Below are 15,053 nucleotides of genomic sequence, written 5' to 3' on the forward strand. Positions count from 1 at the left end.
CATCGCCGCCGGCAGTTTGCCGACGGCGATGATGAGACAAGCGAATGGATAACGCCAGAGGGAGTACCGGCGCCCTTGCTCGCCTCAAGCGGTGATCAGCTTGACGTCTGTCTTCACCCAGCCGGAGAATTTCTCGCCGGCAAGCTCGCGCAGGCCGTAATCGATGCCCATTGCCGCCATCTGGGCGCCATACTGCTCGACGGTGGCGAGCATCTTGCCTTCCTTCAGCAGCGGACCCACGGCGGGGATGTTGTCGAAGCCGACCACCTTGATCTTGCCCGACTTGCCGGCCGCGTCGATCGCCTTGACGACGCCGAGCGCCATCGAATCGTTAGCCGCCATCACGCCCTGGATGTCGGGATGCTGGGTCAGGAAGTTGGTCATCAGCGTGTTGGCTTCCTCGGTCTCCCAATGCGCCGTCTTGGAGTCGAGCAGCTTCAGCTTGTACTCCTTCACGGAGTCATCAAAGCCGAGCTTGCGCTGCTTGGCGTTGTCAGCCTCCGGATTGCCCTCGAGGATGACCACCTTGCCGCCCTTGCCCAGCGCCTTGCCGAGCGCGTCGCCGGCGAGCTTGGCGCCGGCGCGGTTGTCCGGGCCGAAGAAGGCGAGGTCGACGCCGGCCTTCTTTTTGGCTTTCTCGTCGAGCGCGACGTCGATGTTGATGACCTTGATCCCGGCCTTGAGCGCCTTGGCGATCGGCGTCACCATGGCCTTCGAGTCGGCGGGCGCCACGACGATGATGTTGTATTTCTGGGTGATGAAGTTCTCGATCGCATCGACCTGCGCTGCGAAGTCGCGCTCGTCCTTCATGCCGACGGCGGCGAAATCGAACTTGTCCTTGTTCTTGGCCGCATACGCTTCTGCGCCGGCCTGCATCTGCTTGAAGAACTCGTTGGCCAAGGACTTCATGACCAGGCCGACCTTCGGCTTGTCGGCGGCGAGAGCCGGGCCGAGCGGCAAAGTGAGTGCTCCGGCCGCCAGCGCGCTGGTCTTGAGGAACCGGCGACGCGAGACCGAGCCCAGCTCGAGCCCATGGGTATTTGAAACCTTGCTCATGCTTTCCTCCACTTTTAATGAGCCGTAATCGGTTACGTAACCGATTACGCGGCAGACTAGGGTTTGATTTTACCAGATGTCAATATCGGCGGTAAGGCCGGCGGGAGGACGCTGGCGCCGAAGCTGCCAATCCCCCCCCTTGCGGGGGGAGATGTCCGGCAGGACAGAGGGGGGTGCGAAGGAACGCAGCCTATCGCTTCGTCAATCCAAGGGCGGAGCAAGGAGCGAAGCGACACTTGCAGACCGTAGGATCCGTGCCGTGTCCTATGAGCGTTGCCATGGTGCAGAATTCTGGCAAGCGCATTTTACGGGAGCCGTCACGACATGGATTCTCGGGTCAAGCCCGAGAGACGACGCTTGACCAAAGGTAAAGAAACCAGTGCTGAGATGCCGGCGGGACAGCACCCCCCTCTGGCCTGCCGGCATCTCCCCCGCAAGGGGGGAGATTAGGCGCTTCGCCGCTCTCGCCAATCACCATCGCCGAGAGGTTGGCGCACGGAACCAACTCACCGCCACCCGAGCGCCGGCGCGACGTGCTTCAGGATCGACTCGATGACATGGGCGTTATAGTCGACGCCGAGCTGGTTGGGCACGGTGAGCAGCAGCGTGTCGGCCTCGGCGATCGCCTGGTCCTCCTTGAGCTGTTCTATGAGCACGTCGGGCTCGGCGGCGTAGGTGCGGCCGAACACGGCACGCTTTTCCGGTTCGATATAACCGAAATGATCCTCGCCCTCGCTGCCGCCGAAATAGGCGCGGTCCATGTCGTTGACCAGAGCGAAGATGCTGCGGCTCACCGAGACGCGCGGCTCCCTGGCATGGCCGGCTTCCTTCCAGGCGGCGCGGAAGGCTCTTATTTGCTCGGCCTGCTGGATATGCAGCGGCTGGCCGCCCTCGTCGAACTTCAGCGTCGAGCTCTGCAGGTTCATGCCGAGCTTGGCCGCCCATACGGCGGTGGCGTTGGTTGCCGCACCCCACCAGATGCGCTCGCGCAGGCCCTGCGAGAACGGTTCGAGCCTGAGCAGGCCGGGCGGATTGGGAAACATCGGCCGCGGATTGGGCTGCGCGAACCCTTCGCCGCGCAACAGGTCGAGAAAAATCTCGGCGTGGCGGCGGGCCATGTCGGCGTCGGTCTTACCCTCCTCCGGCACATAGCCGAAATAGCGCCAGCCATCGATCACCTGCTCGGGCGAGCCGCGGCTGATGCCGAGTTGCAGCCGGCCGCCGGCGATGAGGTCGGCCGCGCCCGCATCCTCGGCCATGTAGAGCGGGTTCTCGTAGCGCATGTCGATGACGGCGGTGCCGAGCTCGATGCGCTTGGTCTTGGCGCCGGCCGCGGCAAGCAGCGGAAACGGCGAGCCGAGCTGGCGGGCGAAATGGTGGACGCGGAAATAGGCGCCGTCGGCGCCGAGCTCCTCGGCCGCGACCGCAAGGTCGATCGACTGCAAGAGCGCGTCGGCGCCCGAGCGCGTGCCCGATTGCGGCGAGGGCGACCAATGCCCGAAGGACAGAAACCCGATCTTCTTCATACGCTCCATTCCGCTTCAGCGCGGCCCTCTGAGCCGCTCGTATTCTCGTGTTGCTCCAACGCAATACCAGCAAAAGCGCTTAACGGCTCCCGCTTCGGAATTGCGCAAGGCAAATAGTCAAGGCCGTACGGCGGTTCAACGGAACTCTAACGGATACAGACCGTCAATCGATCAGGATCCAGACACTGTTGACGTGAGATGGTCGTCGAGATGCTCGGTGCCACCCTGGCCGTGCGGTAGAATGTCCAGCCGTCGCGGCCGATCTATCCATCCGCCATACTTTGTGCTTCATCGCCTGTTGAACAAGGCTGGACCGACCCGCATTCTGGAAAGGGCCGCGAAACACGGAGCCGGTACCCGTTCCATGCATGAACTGACGCCCGTTCTCTCCACCGTGACGGCTTCCTTCCTGGCGTCCTTCGTCGAGGTGGTCGAGGCCTTCACCATCGTGCTTGCCGTCGGCGTGACGCGCGGCTGGCGCCCGGCGCTGACCGGCGCCGCATCGGCGCTCGCCGTGCTGGCGGCGCTGGTGCTGGCTTTCGGGCCGCTGCTGGCGCTCGTCCCCATCACGCTGCTGCAGTTCGCGGTCGGCGTGCTTCTCATCCTGTTTGGCATGCGCTGGCTGCGCAAGGCGATCCTGCGCAGCGCCGGCGTCATCGCGCTCCGCGACGAAGAGGCAGCCTTCTCCAGGCAAACCGACGCGCTGAGCCGCCAGGCCGGCGACCGCCGCGCCGACTATCTGGCCGGCGTGGCGGCCTTCAAGGCGGTGCTGCTCGAAGGGGTCGAGGTGGTGTTCATCGTCATCGCCGTCGGCGCCGCCCACGGCCAGACGCTTGAAGCCGGCTTCGGCGCGTTGGCTGCCTTCGTGCTGGTGATGCTGATCGGCCTCGCGGTGCACCGGCCGCTGGCGCGCGTGCCGGAAAACGCGCTCAAATTCGTCGTCGGCCTGATGCTGACCAGCTTCGGCGTGTTCTGGACCGGCGAGGGCCTCGGCGCCGAATGGCCGGGCGAGGATTTTGCGCTGCTTGCCATCTTCGCCGTCATCGCCACCGCATCCTTTGCCATGGTGCGCTGGCTGCGCAGCACCTATGTCAGGCCTGTCGGGGAAATTGCCCGATGAAAATCATTCGCCTCGTGCTGAAGGAGCTTGTCGGCATGTTCGTCGACGACGGCAGCCTTGCGCTGCTGGTGCTGCTCCTGATTGGCTTGGTCGGCGGCGCCGTGAAGCTTCTGGCGCTGCCGCCGCTCGCCGGCGGCGTCCTGATCCTGGTCGGCTGCCTGGCGATCCTACTGGAAAGCACGCGGCGCGGCGCGCGCGGCAAGGGCCGGATGTAACCAGTCAGGCTGGTTAAGTCTGGATGGTGCGACTTTCTTTGCCGATCGCGCTTTTGACGAAAAGCTCGGCGTGCTCCGCCCACTGGATTTCGGTGACGTTGTTCTCGCGAATCGATCGCTTGAAAGCTTCCCGCAAGGCGTCGAGCTCAAACACCGACAGCCGTCCAAGCGTATTGTGTTTCGATATGCGAACGTCCATCGCGCCAGCCATCAGCCAAAGTTATACGGCTGTATATGCTCCGCCAGAACGGACTCAAGGCGTTGCCCCTGACTTCTTTTGGGCTAATCGGCCGGGCTTTGTGGATCGGGCAGCGAAATGCCCAATCGCGATCAGTAGATTGTGAACAAGGTCGGTAGCATGCCGATCACATGAAAATGCTCGACCGTCTCGATGAGCGGAAACAGGGCCAGGAAATAGAGCCCGTCCCGGAATGTGCTTTTCAGCGCGCTGGTGGAAAAGACCAATTGGTCCTGGTCGCGGTAGAGCATCGGGTTCGGCCAGAAACGCGGCGTCCGCTCGGCATAGGCGGTGTAGGCGGCGCCGAACTTGCCGAACAGGAACTCGGCCTCCCGGCCTGCGGTGAAGCGGAAGACGAGGAAGCTCGCGAGGCCGAGCATCACGGCCGCCAGCGCCGATCCGAACATCAGCCCGATGCCGACCGCGCCGACGGTCGAGAAGAAATAGAGCGGGTTGCGGGTCATCGAGAACGGACCGGAGACGATCAACTCGTCGTTCTTCTTGCCGCCGACATAGAGGATGCTCCACAGCCGGCCGAAGAAGCAGACGAGCACAAGGCCGAAGCCGGCAGTCTCCACCAGCTCGTGCCCGCTCGAGCCCTCGCTAAGGAACGGCTTGGAAAACAAGAGCAGGACGATGGCCACCACCGCGGCGGCCTGGACGACGATCAGGCGTCTGTGCTGGTCGAACGCTTTCGGCGCCGACTTGAGCGATGTGTAAGCCATTGGGTTTCAGTCACTCCGGCGGTTTCCGTCACTCCGGCCCAGGCAGGACGCTACCCCACTAGCCTTTCTCCTGCCCTATTGCGAGGCCTCATCAGCATTTTCGGTCTTTCTTACGAATTTGTAAGGGCCCGGACAGGCGTGCGTAAGCCCGGCTTGTGGGAATGGGTCATCGCCGATGCTACCATGCCGCCGAACTCGACACCCAATGATAGGCCAAGATGCGACTGCTGCTGGTTGAGGATGACCCAAGGACCGCCGACTATGTCGTCAGGGGGCTGAGCGAGGCCGGACATGCCTGCGACCTCCTGCGCAACGGCAATGACGCGCTCGCCGCGGCGACCCGCGATGCCTATGACGTCATCGTGGCCGATCGCATGGTCCCCGGCCTCGACGGCTTGTCGATGATCAAGGCGGTGCGCGCGGCCGGCGTCAAGACGCCGGCCATATTCCTGACCTCGATCGGCGGCGTCGACGACCGGGTGGAGGGGCTGGAGGCCGGCGGCGACGATTATCTGGTCAAGCCCTTCGCCTTTTCCGAGCTGCTGGCCCGCATCAACGCGCTCGGCCGCCGGCCGGCGGCGCAGGAGCAGAAGACCAGCCTGCGCGTCGCCGACCTCGAAATGGACCTGATCATGCGCCGCGTCACCAGGCAGGGCCAGGCGATCGACCTGCAGCCCCGGGAATTCAGCCTGCTCGAGGTGCTGATGCGCGGCGAGGGCCGCGTGATCACCCGCACCATGCTCCTGGAGCGTGTCTGGGATTTTCACTTCGATCCCAAGACCAGCGTCGTCGAGACCCACATCAGCCGGCTGAGAGCCAAGGTGGACAGGCCGTTCGACGTGGCGCTCATCCACACCGTGCGCAACACCGGCTACAGCCTGCACGCCCAAGATTGACCCCAAGGTTGACGATCCATGCCTGATCGCATCTCGCGCCTGCGACCGGCTGTCCGTATATAAGCGATATGTCGATGCTGGACTCTGCAAAGCAATGGGCGCGTGGGATCAAACGCGACGTCGTGGCACTGTGGCTTGCCGCCCGCGACCCGCGTGTGCCGTGGTATGCAAAGGCGACCGCCGGAGCTGTTGCGGCCTATGCCCTCAGCCCCATCGACCTCATTCCGGATTTCATCCCGGTCATCGGCTATCTGGATGATCTTGTGATTGTTCCACTCGGCATCCTGCTCGCGGTCAAGCTGGTTCCGGCGGGCCTCATGCAGGAATTCCGCGACGAGGCCACGCGCCGCACCAAGCCGGTCAGCAAGGCGGGGCTGATCTTCATGATCGCGGTCTGGATAGCGGCGGCGCTGGCGCTGCTGTGGCTGTTCTGGCCGAAGTCCGCCTAGGGCGATGAAAGAAACACGTGTCAGCCTGCTGCGCAGCACGCCGTTCCGGCTGGCGCTGACCTTTGCCTTTCTATTCGTGCTTGCCTTCATCATGTCCGGCGCGGTCGTCTACCAGCTGATGAGCGCCAACCTGGCGAGACGGCTCGATGAATCCGTCAAGGAGACCTATTCGGTCGTGGCCCTGACCGACAGGGAAGATCTTGTCGCCGCGGTCGACAACAATGCCGATCTCAACCCGGACAAGGATCAGCTTTTCTCGCTGACCGACCCCAATGGCAACCATCTGGCCGGAAACTTCACCGCGTCCAACCTGCCCGACGGTTTCTCGATGTTCGCCGTCCGATTGCCGGGCGTGCCGCCCGACACGATGTACCGCGCCTATACCGGCGAGGTCGGCGGCAACAGTTTGACGGTCGCCTTCTCGCTCGCCGAGACCGACGAGCTGGAGACCATCGTGCTGATGAGCTTCGGCTGGGGCACGCTGTTCATCACCGGGCTCGCGATCGCCGGCGGCGCCTTGCTCGCCTCGCGTGTCCAGCGGCGCCTCGACGGCATCGCCGCCACCATGGTCGACGTCTCGCACGGAAGACTCGACGCGCGCATCCCGCTGATCGGCAATGGCGACGACATCGACGCCGTGTCCGCCCAGGTGAACGCCGCCCTCGATCGCCTGTCGAGCCTGGTCGACGGCATGCGCGAGGTCAGCGCCAACATCGCGCATGACCTGAAGACGCCGCTCAACCGCCTGCAGATGATCCTCGAGCAGGCCGCCGACAAGACCGTTTCGGGCGAGGATGTCACCGGCGAGCTGGCCGACGCGCGCGCCGAAAGCCTGCAGATCAACGGGACCTTCGACGCCTTGCTGCGCATCGCCCAGATCGAGGCCGGCGCGCGCAAGGCGCGCTTCGTCGATCTCGACGTCGGCAGCATCGTCGACACCATCGGCGAGGTCTATGCCGATGTCGCCGAGGACGACGGCAAGTCATTGTCGACCGCGCTCGTTCCGGAGACGAAATGGTATATCCACGGCGATCGCGACCTGCTGATGCAGATGCTCGCCAATCTGGTCGAGAACGCGCTCAGGCATTGCCCACCGGGCACCGCGATCGAGCTCTCGGTGACCCGCCGAGGCGACCGCGTCCTGGTCCACGTCCACGACAATGGCCCCGGCATCCCGGCCGGAGAGCGCGAAAAAGTCTTCCAGCGGCTCTACCGGCTGGATTCCAGCCGCACGACGCCGGGCAGCGGCTTGGGGCTCAGCCTCGTCAAGGCGGTAGCCGACCTGCATGGCGCGGCGATCACGCTGGAGGACAACAATCCGGGGCTCGCCGTAATCGTAAGCTTTCCAGCGGTGAGATCGCCTACCTGATCAATGGGCTACCTGACGCCCGCCCGGCGGAAATCGGAGGGAGACATGCCGGCAAGCTTGCGGAAGGACTTGTTGAAGGCGCTGAGCGAGCCGAAGCCCGAATCCATGGCGACCTTCAGCACATTGGCGCCCTCATGCATCAAAAGCGCCTGCGCATAGCTTAGCCGCAAGAGATTGACATATTCGTTGAGCGTCATGCCCGTCGATTTCTTGAACAGGCTCATGGCGTATTTCGGATGGATGTCGGCGGCGGAAGCGATGTTCACGCAGTCGATGTCGTAGAGGAAATTCTCGGCGATGAAATCGCACATGCGCCCGACATTGCGCGAGGACTGCTGGTCGAAGGGACTGCCGGCCCCGTGTCCGATTGCCGTTTCCGGCACCAGCCGGTAGGGCTCGAAGCGCACCCGCTCCAGCCGCAACAGCAGCTCGTTGACGGCGTGTTCGGCCTTTGCCGCATCGCCCGAGCGCGCATACTCGTTCCAGCGCTTGAAATTGTCGTTGTCGGACTGGTCGGTGGCATCCGTCACCAGCGTCGCGCCCGTCATCAGCCGGTGGCGGACATCGGCCGGCAGATGCAGCCGGAAGAAATGCACCAGTGGCAGATGCGCGCCGGCATAGATGGCGTCGTCGGTAAGATCGTCCATCTGGTGCGGCAGGCCGCCCCAGAACAAGCACATCTCGCCGGCCGAAAGCGAGATCTCATGCTCGGCCATGCGGTAATGCACGCTGCCGCGCACGATGAAATTGACCTCGACCTGGGCATGCCAGTGCGGCTTCAGCATCACCAGCGGGTGGTTGTGGAACATCTGCAAAGCCAGCGGCAGGCCTTCGACGCTGCTCGCGCCTGGCTGGTAGAACGGACGCTCCGGCATCTTACTTTCCGCCAACTTCTTATTCCCTTTGTCGGGGACAAGCCTTCCGCGCCGCATAATCTAGCCAGGCTCACGGTGAGAGAGCAAACGAAATGGGAGGATTTCAATGCGCACCACACTGACCTGCGCCACGCTTTTGCTTGCCCTGGGCTGCGGCCCGGCCCTCGCGCAATCGGGCGAACTCACGATCTGGAGCTGGAACATCGCCGCTTCGTCGCTGAAGTCGACCGTCGAGGGCTTCAACAAGAAATACCCCGACATCAAGGTCACGGTTCAGGACCTCGGCAACCAGCCGACCTATGACAAGTCGATCGCTGGCTGCGCCGCCGGCGGCGTCGGCCTGCCCGACATCGTCTCGATCGAGAACGGCGAGGCCGAGAATTACTGGAGCCAGTTCCCCGACTGCTTCGTCGACCTGCACACGCTGGGCTACACGGCGGAGGACCAGAAGAAATTCCCTGACTTCAAGCGCACCGAGCTCGAGGTCGGCGACAAGGCCTACGCCATGCCCTGGGATTCCGGCCCGGTCGCCGTCTTCTACCGCCGCGACTTCTATGAGAAGGCCGGCGTCGACCCCGCCTCGATCAAGACCTGGGACGATTTCATCACCGCCGGCAAGAAGATCCAGGAGGCCAATCCCGGCGTCACGATGACGAATGCCGATTTCAACGGCGATACCGAATTCTTCCGCATGATCTCCAACGAGCAGGGCTGCGCCTATTTCGCCGAGGACGGCCAGTCGATCACGGTCAACCAGCCGAAATGCGTCGACGCCATGACCAAGGTCAAGGAGATGAAGGACGCCGGCATCGTCTCCTCGGCCGACTGGTCGACCAAGATCACCAACAACACCGCCGGCACAGTCGCCACACAGGTCTATGGCGGCTGGTATGAAGGCACGATCCGCACCGAATCGCCCAAGGAAGGCGGCAAATGGGGCGTCTACCTGATGCCCAGCCTGACCGCCGACGGCCCGCGCGCTGCCAATCTCGGTGGCTCCTCCTTGGCCATCACCGCGGCCAGCAAGAACAAGGAAGCGGCCTACGCCTATCTGAAATACACGCTGGAGACCAATGAGGGCCAGATCACCATGCTGAAGGATTTCGGCCTGGTGCCCTCGCTGATCTCGGCGCTCGAGGATCCTTACGTCGCGAAGGGCCAGCCCTATTGGGGCGACCAGGCGGTGTGGAAGGATATCCTCGCCACGCTGCCGAAGGTCGTGCCGAGCCGCGGCACGCAGTTCCAGAGCGACGCCGAGATCATCGTCCGCGCCGTGCAGACCAAATACCTGGCCGGGGGTTATCCAGACGCCAAGGCCGCGCTCGACGACGCCGCCAGCCAGATCGCTTCGGCGACGGGCCTGCCGGTGAAGTGAGCGTCGCTTTTCCTTCTCCCCTTGTGGGAGAACGTGGATTGGCGCGCAGCGCCAAGCCGGATGAGGGGTGTTGGACGGATTGCCGTCGTTGCCAAGCTGGAACCCCTCATCCGGCCGCTTCGCGGCCACCTTCTCCCACAAGGGGAGAAGGCAAGACAGGGCGGCGCTGACCTCGACAATTGGCGCTGCTCCAGCATTCAAAACATAATCAACACCGCCCGCCAAGAAGGCGCAACCGAGAAAGGAGGAAGGACGATGCGCCACCGCAACGCCACCGCGTATCGCTTCCTCACGCCCTATCTGCTGATCTTCGCCGTCTTCTGGATCTGGCCGATCATCAGCTCCTTCCTGATCTCCTTCCAGGCGACGCGCACCGTGCCGTGGCGCTTCGCGCCGACCTTCAACTGGGGCCGCCTGATCGGCGACCCCGCCTTCTTCAACGCGCTGAAGAACACGCTGCTCATCCTCGTCATCCAGGTTCCGGTGATGATCTCGCTGGCGATCGTTATGGCGGTGCTTTTGAATTCACCGCTGCTGAAGGCGCGCGGCCTCTACCGCTTCGCCTTCTTCGCCCCGGTCGTGGTCGGCGAGGTGGCCTATTCGGCGGTGTTCCGGCTGATGTTCAGCCTCGATTTCGGCATCGTCAACAAGCTGCTCAATAGCGTCGGTATCCCCAAGGTCGACTGGTTCTCCAACGTCACGCCGGCCATGGCGGTGATCATGATCGCGGTGACCTGGCGCTGGGCGGGCTACAACGCCATCATTATTCTCGCCGGCCTGCAGTCCATTCCCGACGACGTCTACGAGGCGGCGACGCTCGACCGCGTCAGCAAGGTGAAACAGTTCTTCCACATCACCTTGCCGCTGTTGAAGCCGGTCATCGTCTTCTGCGCCGTGCTGTCGATCATCGGCACCATGCAGCTCTTCACCGAGCCGTTCCTGATCACCGAACGCGGCGGCCCGGGCGGCGGCACCGAGACGCTTGGCCTGCTGCTTTACCGCCAGGGCTTCCGCTCGCTCAATTTCGGCTACGCCTCGGCCATCGCCTACACCATGGCCGGGCTGGCCATCGCCATCACGCTGGTGCAGCTTTGGCTGACGAGAGAGCCAAAATGACGGGGGAGCCGAAATGACCTCGCGTTCCCAAAGACGGCTTGGACACAGCATTCTGCTGCATCTTGTCCTGACGCCGCTGGCGCTGGTCTGGCTGTTCCCGCTGTGGATGATGGTGGTGTTCTCCACCATGCCCGACTACGGCATCTTCAGCCCCAGCATCGAGCTTCTGCCGCACGACAATTTTCTCGAGAACGTCAACAATCTGCAGCGGGACACCAATTTCATCGGCGCGATCGGCATCTCCGTCTCGGTGGCGGTGACCTATACTTTCCTGTCGGTGCTGCTCACCTCGATGGCCGGCTGGGCGCTGGCGCGCTACGAGTTCTTCGGCAAGCGGCTGGTGGTGGCGATCATCCTCGGCACCATCACGCTTCCCTATGCGGTGGTGCTGATCCCGCAATTCATCATGGTCGCGCGCGACTTCCAGCTCGCCAACACCTGGATCGCCCTGATCGTGCCGCCGCTGTTCAATTCGCTCGGCGTGCTCTTCATGCGCCAGGCTTTTTCGATGATGCCGGCCGAGCTGTTCGATGCCGCGCGGGTCGAAGGCGTCAAGGAATGGCGCATCTTCCTCTTCGTCGCCCTGCCCTTGGCGCGGCCGATGCTGGCGGCATTAGCCATCATCCTCTTCCTCGCCTCGTGGAACAATTATCTCTGGCCGCTGCTGATCAACAGCCAGCCCGGCGCGATGACGGCGCCGGTGGCGCTCGGCACGCTGATCGGCCTAACCAAGGTATCCTGGGGCGGCATGATGGCCGGCGCGGTGATGCTGACCGTGCCGATGCTCATCGTCTTCGTGCTCCTGCAGCGCCATTTCATCGCCGGCATCGCCGCCGGCGCGGTCAAATAGAAAGGACGCGATGGCCGCCGTCACCCTCACCAATGTCGTCAAGCGCTTCGGCACCTTCGAGGTCGTGCACGGCGCCAACATCGACATCGCCGACGGCGAGTTCGTCGTCTTTGTCGGCCCGTCCGGCTGCGGCAAGTCAACCTTGCTCAGGATGATCGCCGGGCTGGAGGACATCAGCGGCGGTGAGATCGCCATCGGCGGCAAGACGGTCAACGACGTCGAGCCGGCCGACCGCGGCATCGCCATGGTCTTCCAGTCTTACGCGCTCTATCCGCACATGACGGTGGAGCAGAATTTGAGCTTCGGCCTGCGCATGAACGGCAACCCCAAGGTCGACACCGATCGCCGGGTGAAACGCGCCGCCGAGATTCTCTGCATCGACGAGCTGATGCAGCGTCGGCCGAAGCAATTGTCCGGCGGCCAGCGCCAGCGCGTCGCCATCGGCCGCGCCATCGTGCGCGAGCCGCAGGTCTTCCTGTTCGACGAGCCGCTCTCGAATCTCGACGCCGAGCTCAGGGTCCAGATGCGGGTGGAAATCTCACGCCTGCACAAGGAGCTCGGCATCACCATGATCTATGTGACGCACGACCAGACCGAGGCGATGACGCTGGCCGACCGGATCGTGGTGCTCAAAGGTGGCAATGTCGAGCAGATCGGCGCCCCGCTCGATCTTTATGACGACCCGGCCAACCGTTTCGTTGCCGGCTTCATCGGCTCGCCGAAGATGAATTTTATCGCAGCGAAGGTCGTCGAGACGTCCAACAGCGCAGCAATCGTCGAGCTCGTCAACCATGGCGGTGCCAGGTTGCGCAAGCCGCTCTGCAAGGCGTTGCCGGCCGTGGGCGCTGAGGTGGTACTCGGGGTCAGACCGGAGCATTTCTTCGAGGCAGGCGAGGGCGACTGCGACATACCGGTCAAGGCCGACGTCGCCGAGCATCTGGGCTCGGTGAGCTACGTCTACGCCGACGCCGGGCCGGAGGAGCTGATCATCGAGCGCGAGGCCAGGCGCCAGCGCGCCAGCAGCGACCATTTCACCGTCTCGATCAAGGCCGATCGCTCGCTGCTCTTCGACAAGACAGGCGCGAGGATTCGCTGACCCCGATTTTTCTTTGCCGGCATGCCAGGCATGGCGCCGGCCTCATGGAGATTTGACATGGCATCCGCATCTGGAAAAATTCGCTGGGGTATCCTCGGGCCTGGCAGCATCGCAAAATCCTTTGCCGGCGGCGTGGTCCAGTCGCGCACCGGCGAGCTGGTTGCGCTCGGCGCCCGCAACCCCGGCAAGCCGGGGCTGGCGCAAGCCTTTCCGGGCGCGCGCATCCTCGACGGCTATGACGCGTTGCTGGCCGACGATGGAGTCGACGCCGTCTACATTTCGGTCCCGCATCCCGGCCACGCCGAATGGGCGATCAGGGCCGCCGAAGCCGGCAAGCATGTTCTGTGCGAAAAACCGCTGGCGCTCACCGCCTTCGAGGCCGACGCCATGATGCACGCCGCGCGCAAGGCCGGCACCTTCTTGGGCGAAGCCTTCATGTACCGGCTGCACCCGCAGACGCTGCAGCTGGTCGAGCTGATCAAATCGGGCGTCATCGGCGAGGTCCGCATGATCAAGTCGAGCTTCGGCTTCGCCATGCCGGGCTTTATGCCGGAGCACCGGCTCTACGCCAACGAGCTCGCCGGCGGCGGCATCCTCGATGTCGGCGGCTATCCGGTGTCGATGGCGCGGCTGATCGCAGGCGCCGCGGCGGGACAGCCTTTTCTCGAACCCGATAAGGTTGTGGGCGCGGCCCATCTCGGCCAATCTGGCGTCGACGAATGGGCCTCGGCGCTGCTCCACTTCCCCGGCGGCATCGTCGCCGAGGTCTCCTGCAGCATCTCGCTCAACCAGGACAATGTTCTGCGCATTTTCGGCACCAAGGGCCAGGTCGAGGTACCCGACTTCTGGTTCGCCGGTGGCAACCGCGATGTCGGACCGGGCCGGATCGACGTGATCCGGTCCGGCGGCACGCGCGAGGTGATCAGCCTCAACGAGACGCGTCACCTCTATTCCTTCGAGGTCGATGCCGCCGGCGAGGCGATCCGAGCCGGCCGCCAGGAACTCGCCTGGCCCGGCATGGGCTGGGCCGACAGCCTCAACAATCTGCGTGTTTTGGACAAATGGCGCGCCGCCGTCGGGCTGGAATACGAGATCGAAAAGCCGGCTAAGCGGGTCAACACCATCTCCGGCCGCCCGCTGCAGACCAACGGCACCGACATCGGCAAACGGACCATTCCGGGCTTGCCGAAACCCGTTTCGCGGCTGGCGCTCGGCTTCGAGGATTTCCGCACCTTCTCCTCGGGATCGATCCTGCTCGACGCCTTTTTCGAGGCCGGCGGCAACCTGTTCGACACCGGCTATGTCTATGGCGCCGGTTACACCGAGACGCTGCTTGGCCAGTGGCTCAAGAATCGCGGCGTGCGCGAACAGTCGGTCATCATCGCCAAGGGCGCGCATTCGCCGCTCTGCTACCCCGATGTGATCGGCAAGCAGCTCGCTCAGTCGCTCGACCGGCTGCAGACCGACCATGTCGACATCTACTTTATGCATCGCGACAATCCGGACGTGCCGGTCGGCGAATTCGTCGATGCCATGGACCGGGAGGTCAAGGCCGGTCGCATCCGCGGCCTGTTCGGTGGCTCCAACTGGACGATGGAGCGCATGGACGAAGCGATCGCCTACGCCGAAAAGAACAGCAAGCAGAAGCCGGGCGCGCTTTCCAACAATTTCTCGCTGGCCGAGATGCTGGAACCGATCTGGGCCGGCTGCATCACCTCCTCGACCGACGCCTGGAAGGCCTGGCTGACCGCGCGGCAGATGCCCAACTTCGCCTGGTCGAGCCAGGGCCGCGGCTTCTTCACCGATCGCGCCGGCCGCGACCGGACCGACAATGAGGAGCTGGTGCGCGTCTGGTATTCGGAAAAGAATTTCGGCCGCCGCGACCGCGCCATCGAACTGGCCAGAAAACTCGGCAAGAGCCCGATCCATGTCGCGCTGGCTTACGTGCTGGCGCAGCCCTTCCCGTCGGTGCCGCTGATCGGCCCGCGCACGCTGGACGAGCTGGAGGACAGTCTCAAGGCGCTGGATATCAAGCTGACGCCGGAGGATCTGAAGTGGCTGGATGAGGGGCCGGAGCGGAGAAGGGCGTAGGGGTCAGTTCGGGGTGCAAGAAATAACGCCTCATTCCTTCGCGCCCCCCTCTGGCC

At 63.9% G+C, this 15,053-nt stretch carries 15 protein-coding genes; 10 read left to right on the forward strand and 5 right to left on the reverse strand.

All coding sequences use genetic code 11. The features are described from left to right. Positions 1-84: 84 nt before the first annotated feature. Both RFN30_RS22355 and RFN30_RS22360 read right to left on the reverse strand, forming a co-directional pair. Positions 85-1,056 carry a sugar ABC transporter substrate-binding protein gene (locus RFN30_RS22355; protein WP_320264260.1) on the reverse strand — a complete coding sequence of 324 codons (972 nt, stop codon included), beginning with the start codon at positions 1,054-1,056 and terminating at the stop codon, positions 85-87. Positions 1,057-1,562: 506 nt separating this feature from the next. Beyond that, a complete protein-coding gene (locus RFN30_RS22360; RefSeq protein WP_320264261.1) occupies positions 1,563-2,582 on the reverse strand; it encodes an LLM class flavin-dependent oxidoreductase in 1,020 nt (339 codons plus the stop codon). 364 nt (positions 2,583-2,946) lie between these two features. Between RFN30_RS22360 and RFN30_RS22365 the strand changes: the two genes are divergently transcribed. Together RFN30_RS22365 and RFN30_RS22370 are read left to right on the forward strand one after the other, a co-directional pair. After that, positions 2,947-3,702 (forward strand): COG4280 domain-containing protein, encoded by a 756-nt coding sequence (locus tag RFN30_RS22365; protein WP_320264262.1) that lies wholly within the window; start codon positions 2,947-2,949, stop codon positions 3,700-3,702. Continuing rightward, entirely contained in the window at positions 3,699-3,917 is a 219-nt protein-coding gene (locus RFN30_RS22370) for a hypothetical protein (RefSeq protein WP_320264263.1), read from the forward strand. Before RFN30_RS22365 ends, RFN30_RS22370 begins: the two co-directional genes overlap by 4 nt. 13 nt (positions 3,918-3,930) lie before the next feature. Here the strand turns inward: RFN30_RS22370 and RFN30_RS22375 are convergent, their stop codons facing one another. Together RFN30_RS22375 and RFN30_RS22380 are read right to left on the reverse strand one after the other, a co-directional pair. Beyond that, positions 3,931-4,128, reverse strand: a complete 198-nt coding sequence (locus RFN30_RS22375) for a hypothetical protein (RefSeq protein WP_320264264.1) — start codon at positions 4,126-4,128, stop codon at positions 3,931-3,933. Between the two features lie 119 nt (positions 4,129-4,247). Next, a complete protein-coding gene (locus tag RFN30_RS22380) occupies positions 4,248-4,880 on the reverse strand; it encodes a methyltransferase family protein (RefSeq protein ID WP_320264265.1) in 633 nt (210 codons plus the stop codon). Positions 4,881-5,098: 218 nt separating this feature from the next. On the opposite strand from RFN30_RS22380, the gene RFN30_RS22385 reads away from it, so the two are divergent. The 3 genes from RFN30_RS22385 (at position 5,099) to RFN30_RS22395 (ending at position 7,594) form a co-directional block, all read left to right on the forward strand. Further along, on the forward strand, positions 5,099-5,776 hold the full coding sequence (locus RFN30_RS22385) for a winged helix-turn-helix domain-containing protein (protein WP_320264266.1): 678 nt from the start codon (positions 5,099-5,101) through the stop codon (positions 5,774-5,776). Between the two features lie 68 nt (positions 5,777-5,844). Next, on the forward strand, positions 5,845-6,225 hold the full coding sequence (locus RFN30_RS22390; protein WP_320264267.1) for a YkvA family protein: 381 nt from the start codon (positions 5,845-5,847) through the stop codon (positions 6,223-6,225). 4 nt (positions 6,226-6,229) lie between these two features. Next, positions 6,230-7,594 carry a sensor histidine kinase gene (locus tag RFN30_RS22395; RefSeq protein WP_320264268.1) on the forward strand — a complete coding sequence of 455 codons (1,365 nt, stop codon included), beginning with the start codon at positions 6,230-6,232 and terminating at the stop codon, positions 7,592-7,594. 8 nt (positions 7,595-7,602) lie between these two features. Here RFN30_RS22395 and RFN30_RS22400 read toward each other — a convergent pair whose 3' ends face one another. Continuing rightward, positions 7,603-8,469: a helix-turn-helix domain-containing protein gene (locus RFN30_RS22400; protein WP_320264269.1), complete on the reverse strand. Its 867-nt coding sequence runs from the start codon at positions 8,467-8,469 to the stop codon at positions 7,603-7,605. Between the two features lie 106 nt (positions 8,470-8,575). Between RFN30_RS22400 and RFN30_RS22405 the strand changes: the two genes are divergently transcribed. From RFN30_RS22405 to RFN30_RS22425, 5 genes are all read left to right on the forward strand, one after another. After that, entirely contained in the window at positions 8,576-9,844 is a 1,269-nt protein-coding gene (locus RFN30_RS22405) for an ABC transporter substrate-binding protein (protein WP_320264270.1), read from the forward strand. A 255-nt stretch (positions 9,845-10,099) separates the two neighbouring features. Next, a complete protein-coding gene (locus RFN30_RS22410; protein ID WP_320264271.1) occupies positions 10,100-10,960 on the forward strand; it encodes a carbohydrate ABC transporter permease in 861 nt (286 codons plus the stop codon). Between the two features lie 13 nt (positions 10,961-10,973). Beyond that, positions 10,974-11,810 carry a carbohydrate ABC transporter permease gene (locus RFN30_RS22415; protein ID WP_320264272.1) on the forward strand — a complete coding sequence of 279 codons (837 nt, stop codon included), beginning with the start codon at positions 10,974-10,976 and terminating at the stop codon, positions 11,808-11,810. 10 nt (positions 11,811-11,820) lie between these two features. Continuing rightward, positions 11,821-12,906, forward strand: coding sequence for an ABC transporter ATP-binding protein (locus RFN30_RS22420; RefSeq protein ID WP_320264273.1), 1,086 nt, complete (start codon positions 11,821-11,823; stop codon positions 12,904-12,906). Between the two features lie 57 nt (positions 12,907-12,963). Next, entirely contained in the window at positions 12,964-14,997 is a 2,034-nt protein-coding gene (locus RFN30_RS22425; protein ID WP_320264274.1) for an aldo/keto reductase, read from the forward strand. Positions 14,998-15,053: the final 56 nt, after the last annotated feature.

Source organism: Mesorhizobium dulcispinae (assembly GCF_033977345.1).
GTDB lineage: Bacteria > Pseudomonadota > Alphaproteobacteria > Rhizobiales > Rhizobiaceae > Mesorhizobium > Mesorhizobium dulcispinae.

What these genes read in the sequence shown, in the direction of transcription:
- RFN30_RS22385 (WP_320264266.1), top strand. Translation starts at nt 5,099, where the DNA reads ATGCGACTGCTGCTGGTTGAGGATGACCCAAGGACCGCCGACTATGTC.
- RFN30_RS22375 (WP_320264264.1), bottom strand. Translation starts at nt 4,128, where the DNA reads ATGGCTGGCGCGATGGACGTTCGCATATCGAAACACAATACGCTTGGA.
- RFN30_RS22420 (WP_320264273.1), top strand. Translation starts at nt 11,821, where the DNA reads ATGGCCGCCGTCACCCTCACCAATGTCGTCAAGCGCTTCGGCACCTTC.
- RFN30_RS22410 (WP_320264271.1), top strand. Translation starts at nt 10,100, where the DNA reads ATGCGCCACCGCAACGCCACCGCGTATCGCTTCCTCACGCCCTATCTG.
- RFN30_RS22365 (WP_320264262.1), top strand. Translation starts at nt 2,947, where the DNA reads ATGCATGAACTGACGCCCGTTCTCTCCACCGTGACGGCTTCCTTCCTG.
- RFN30_RS22355 (WP_320264260.1), bottom strand. Translation starts at nt 1,056, where the DNA reads ATGAGCAAGGTTTCAAATACCCATGGGCTCGAGCTGGGCTCGGTCTCG.
- RFN30_RS22390 (WP_320264267.1), top strand. Translation starts at nt 5,845, where the DNA reads ATGTCGATGCTGGACTCTGCAAAGCAATGGGCGCGTGGGATCAAACGC.
- RFN30_RS22395 (WP_320264268.1), top strand. Translation starts at nt 6,230, where the DNA reads ATGAAAGAAACACGTGTCAGCCTGCTGCGCAGCACGCCGTTCCGGCTG.
- RFN30_RS22360 (WP_320264261.1), bottom strand. Translation starts at nt 2,582, where the DNA reads ATGAAGAAGATCGGGTTTCTGTCCTTCGGGCATTGGTCGCCCTCGCCG.
- RFN30_RS22405 (WP_320264270.1), top strand. Translation starts at nt 8,576, where the DNA reads ATGCGCACCACACTGACCTGCGCCACGCTTTTGCTTGCCCTGGGCTGC.
- RFN30_RS22425 (WP_320264274.1), top strand. Translation starts at nt 12,964, where the DNA reads ATGGCATCCGCATCTGGAAAAATTCGCTGGGGTATCCTCGGGCCTGGC.
- RFN30_RS22400 (WP_320264269.1), bottom strand. Translation starts at nt 8,469, where the DNA reads ATGCCGGAGCGTCCGTTCTACCAGCCAGGCGCGAGCAGCGTCGAAGGC.
- RFN30_RS22415 (WP_320264272.1), top strand. Translation starts at nt 10,974, where the DNA reads ATGACCTCGCGTTCCCAAAGACGGCTTGGACACAGCATTCTGCTGCAT.
- RFN30_RS22380 (WP_320264265.1), bottom strand. Translation starts at nt 4,880, where the DNA reads ATGGCTTACACATCGCTCAAGTCGGCGCCGAAAGCGTTCGACCAGCAC.
- RFN30_RS22370 (WP_320264263.1), top strand. Translation starts at nt 3,699, where the DNA reads ATGAAAATCATTCGCCTCGTGCTGAAGGAGCTTGTCGGCATGTTCGTC.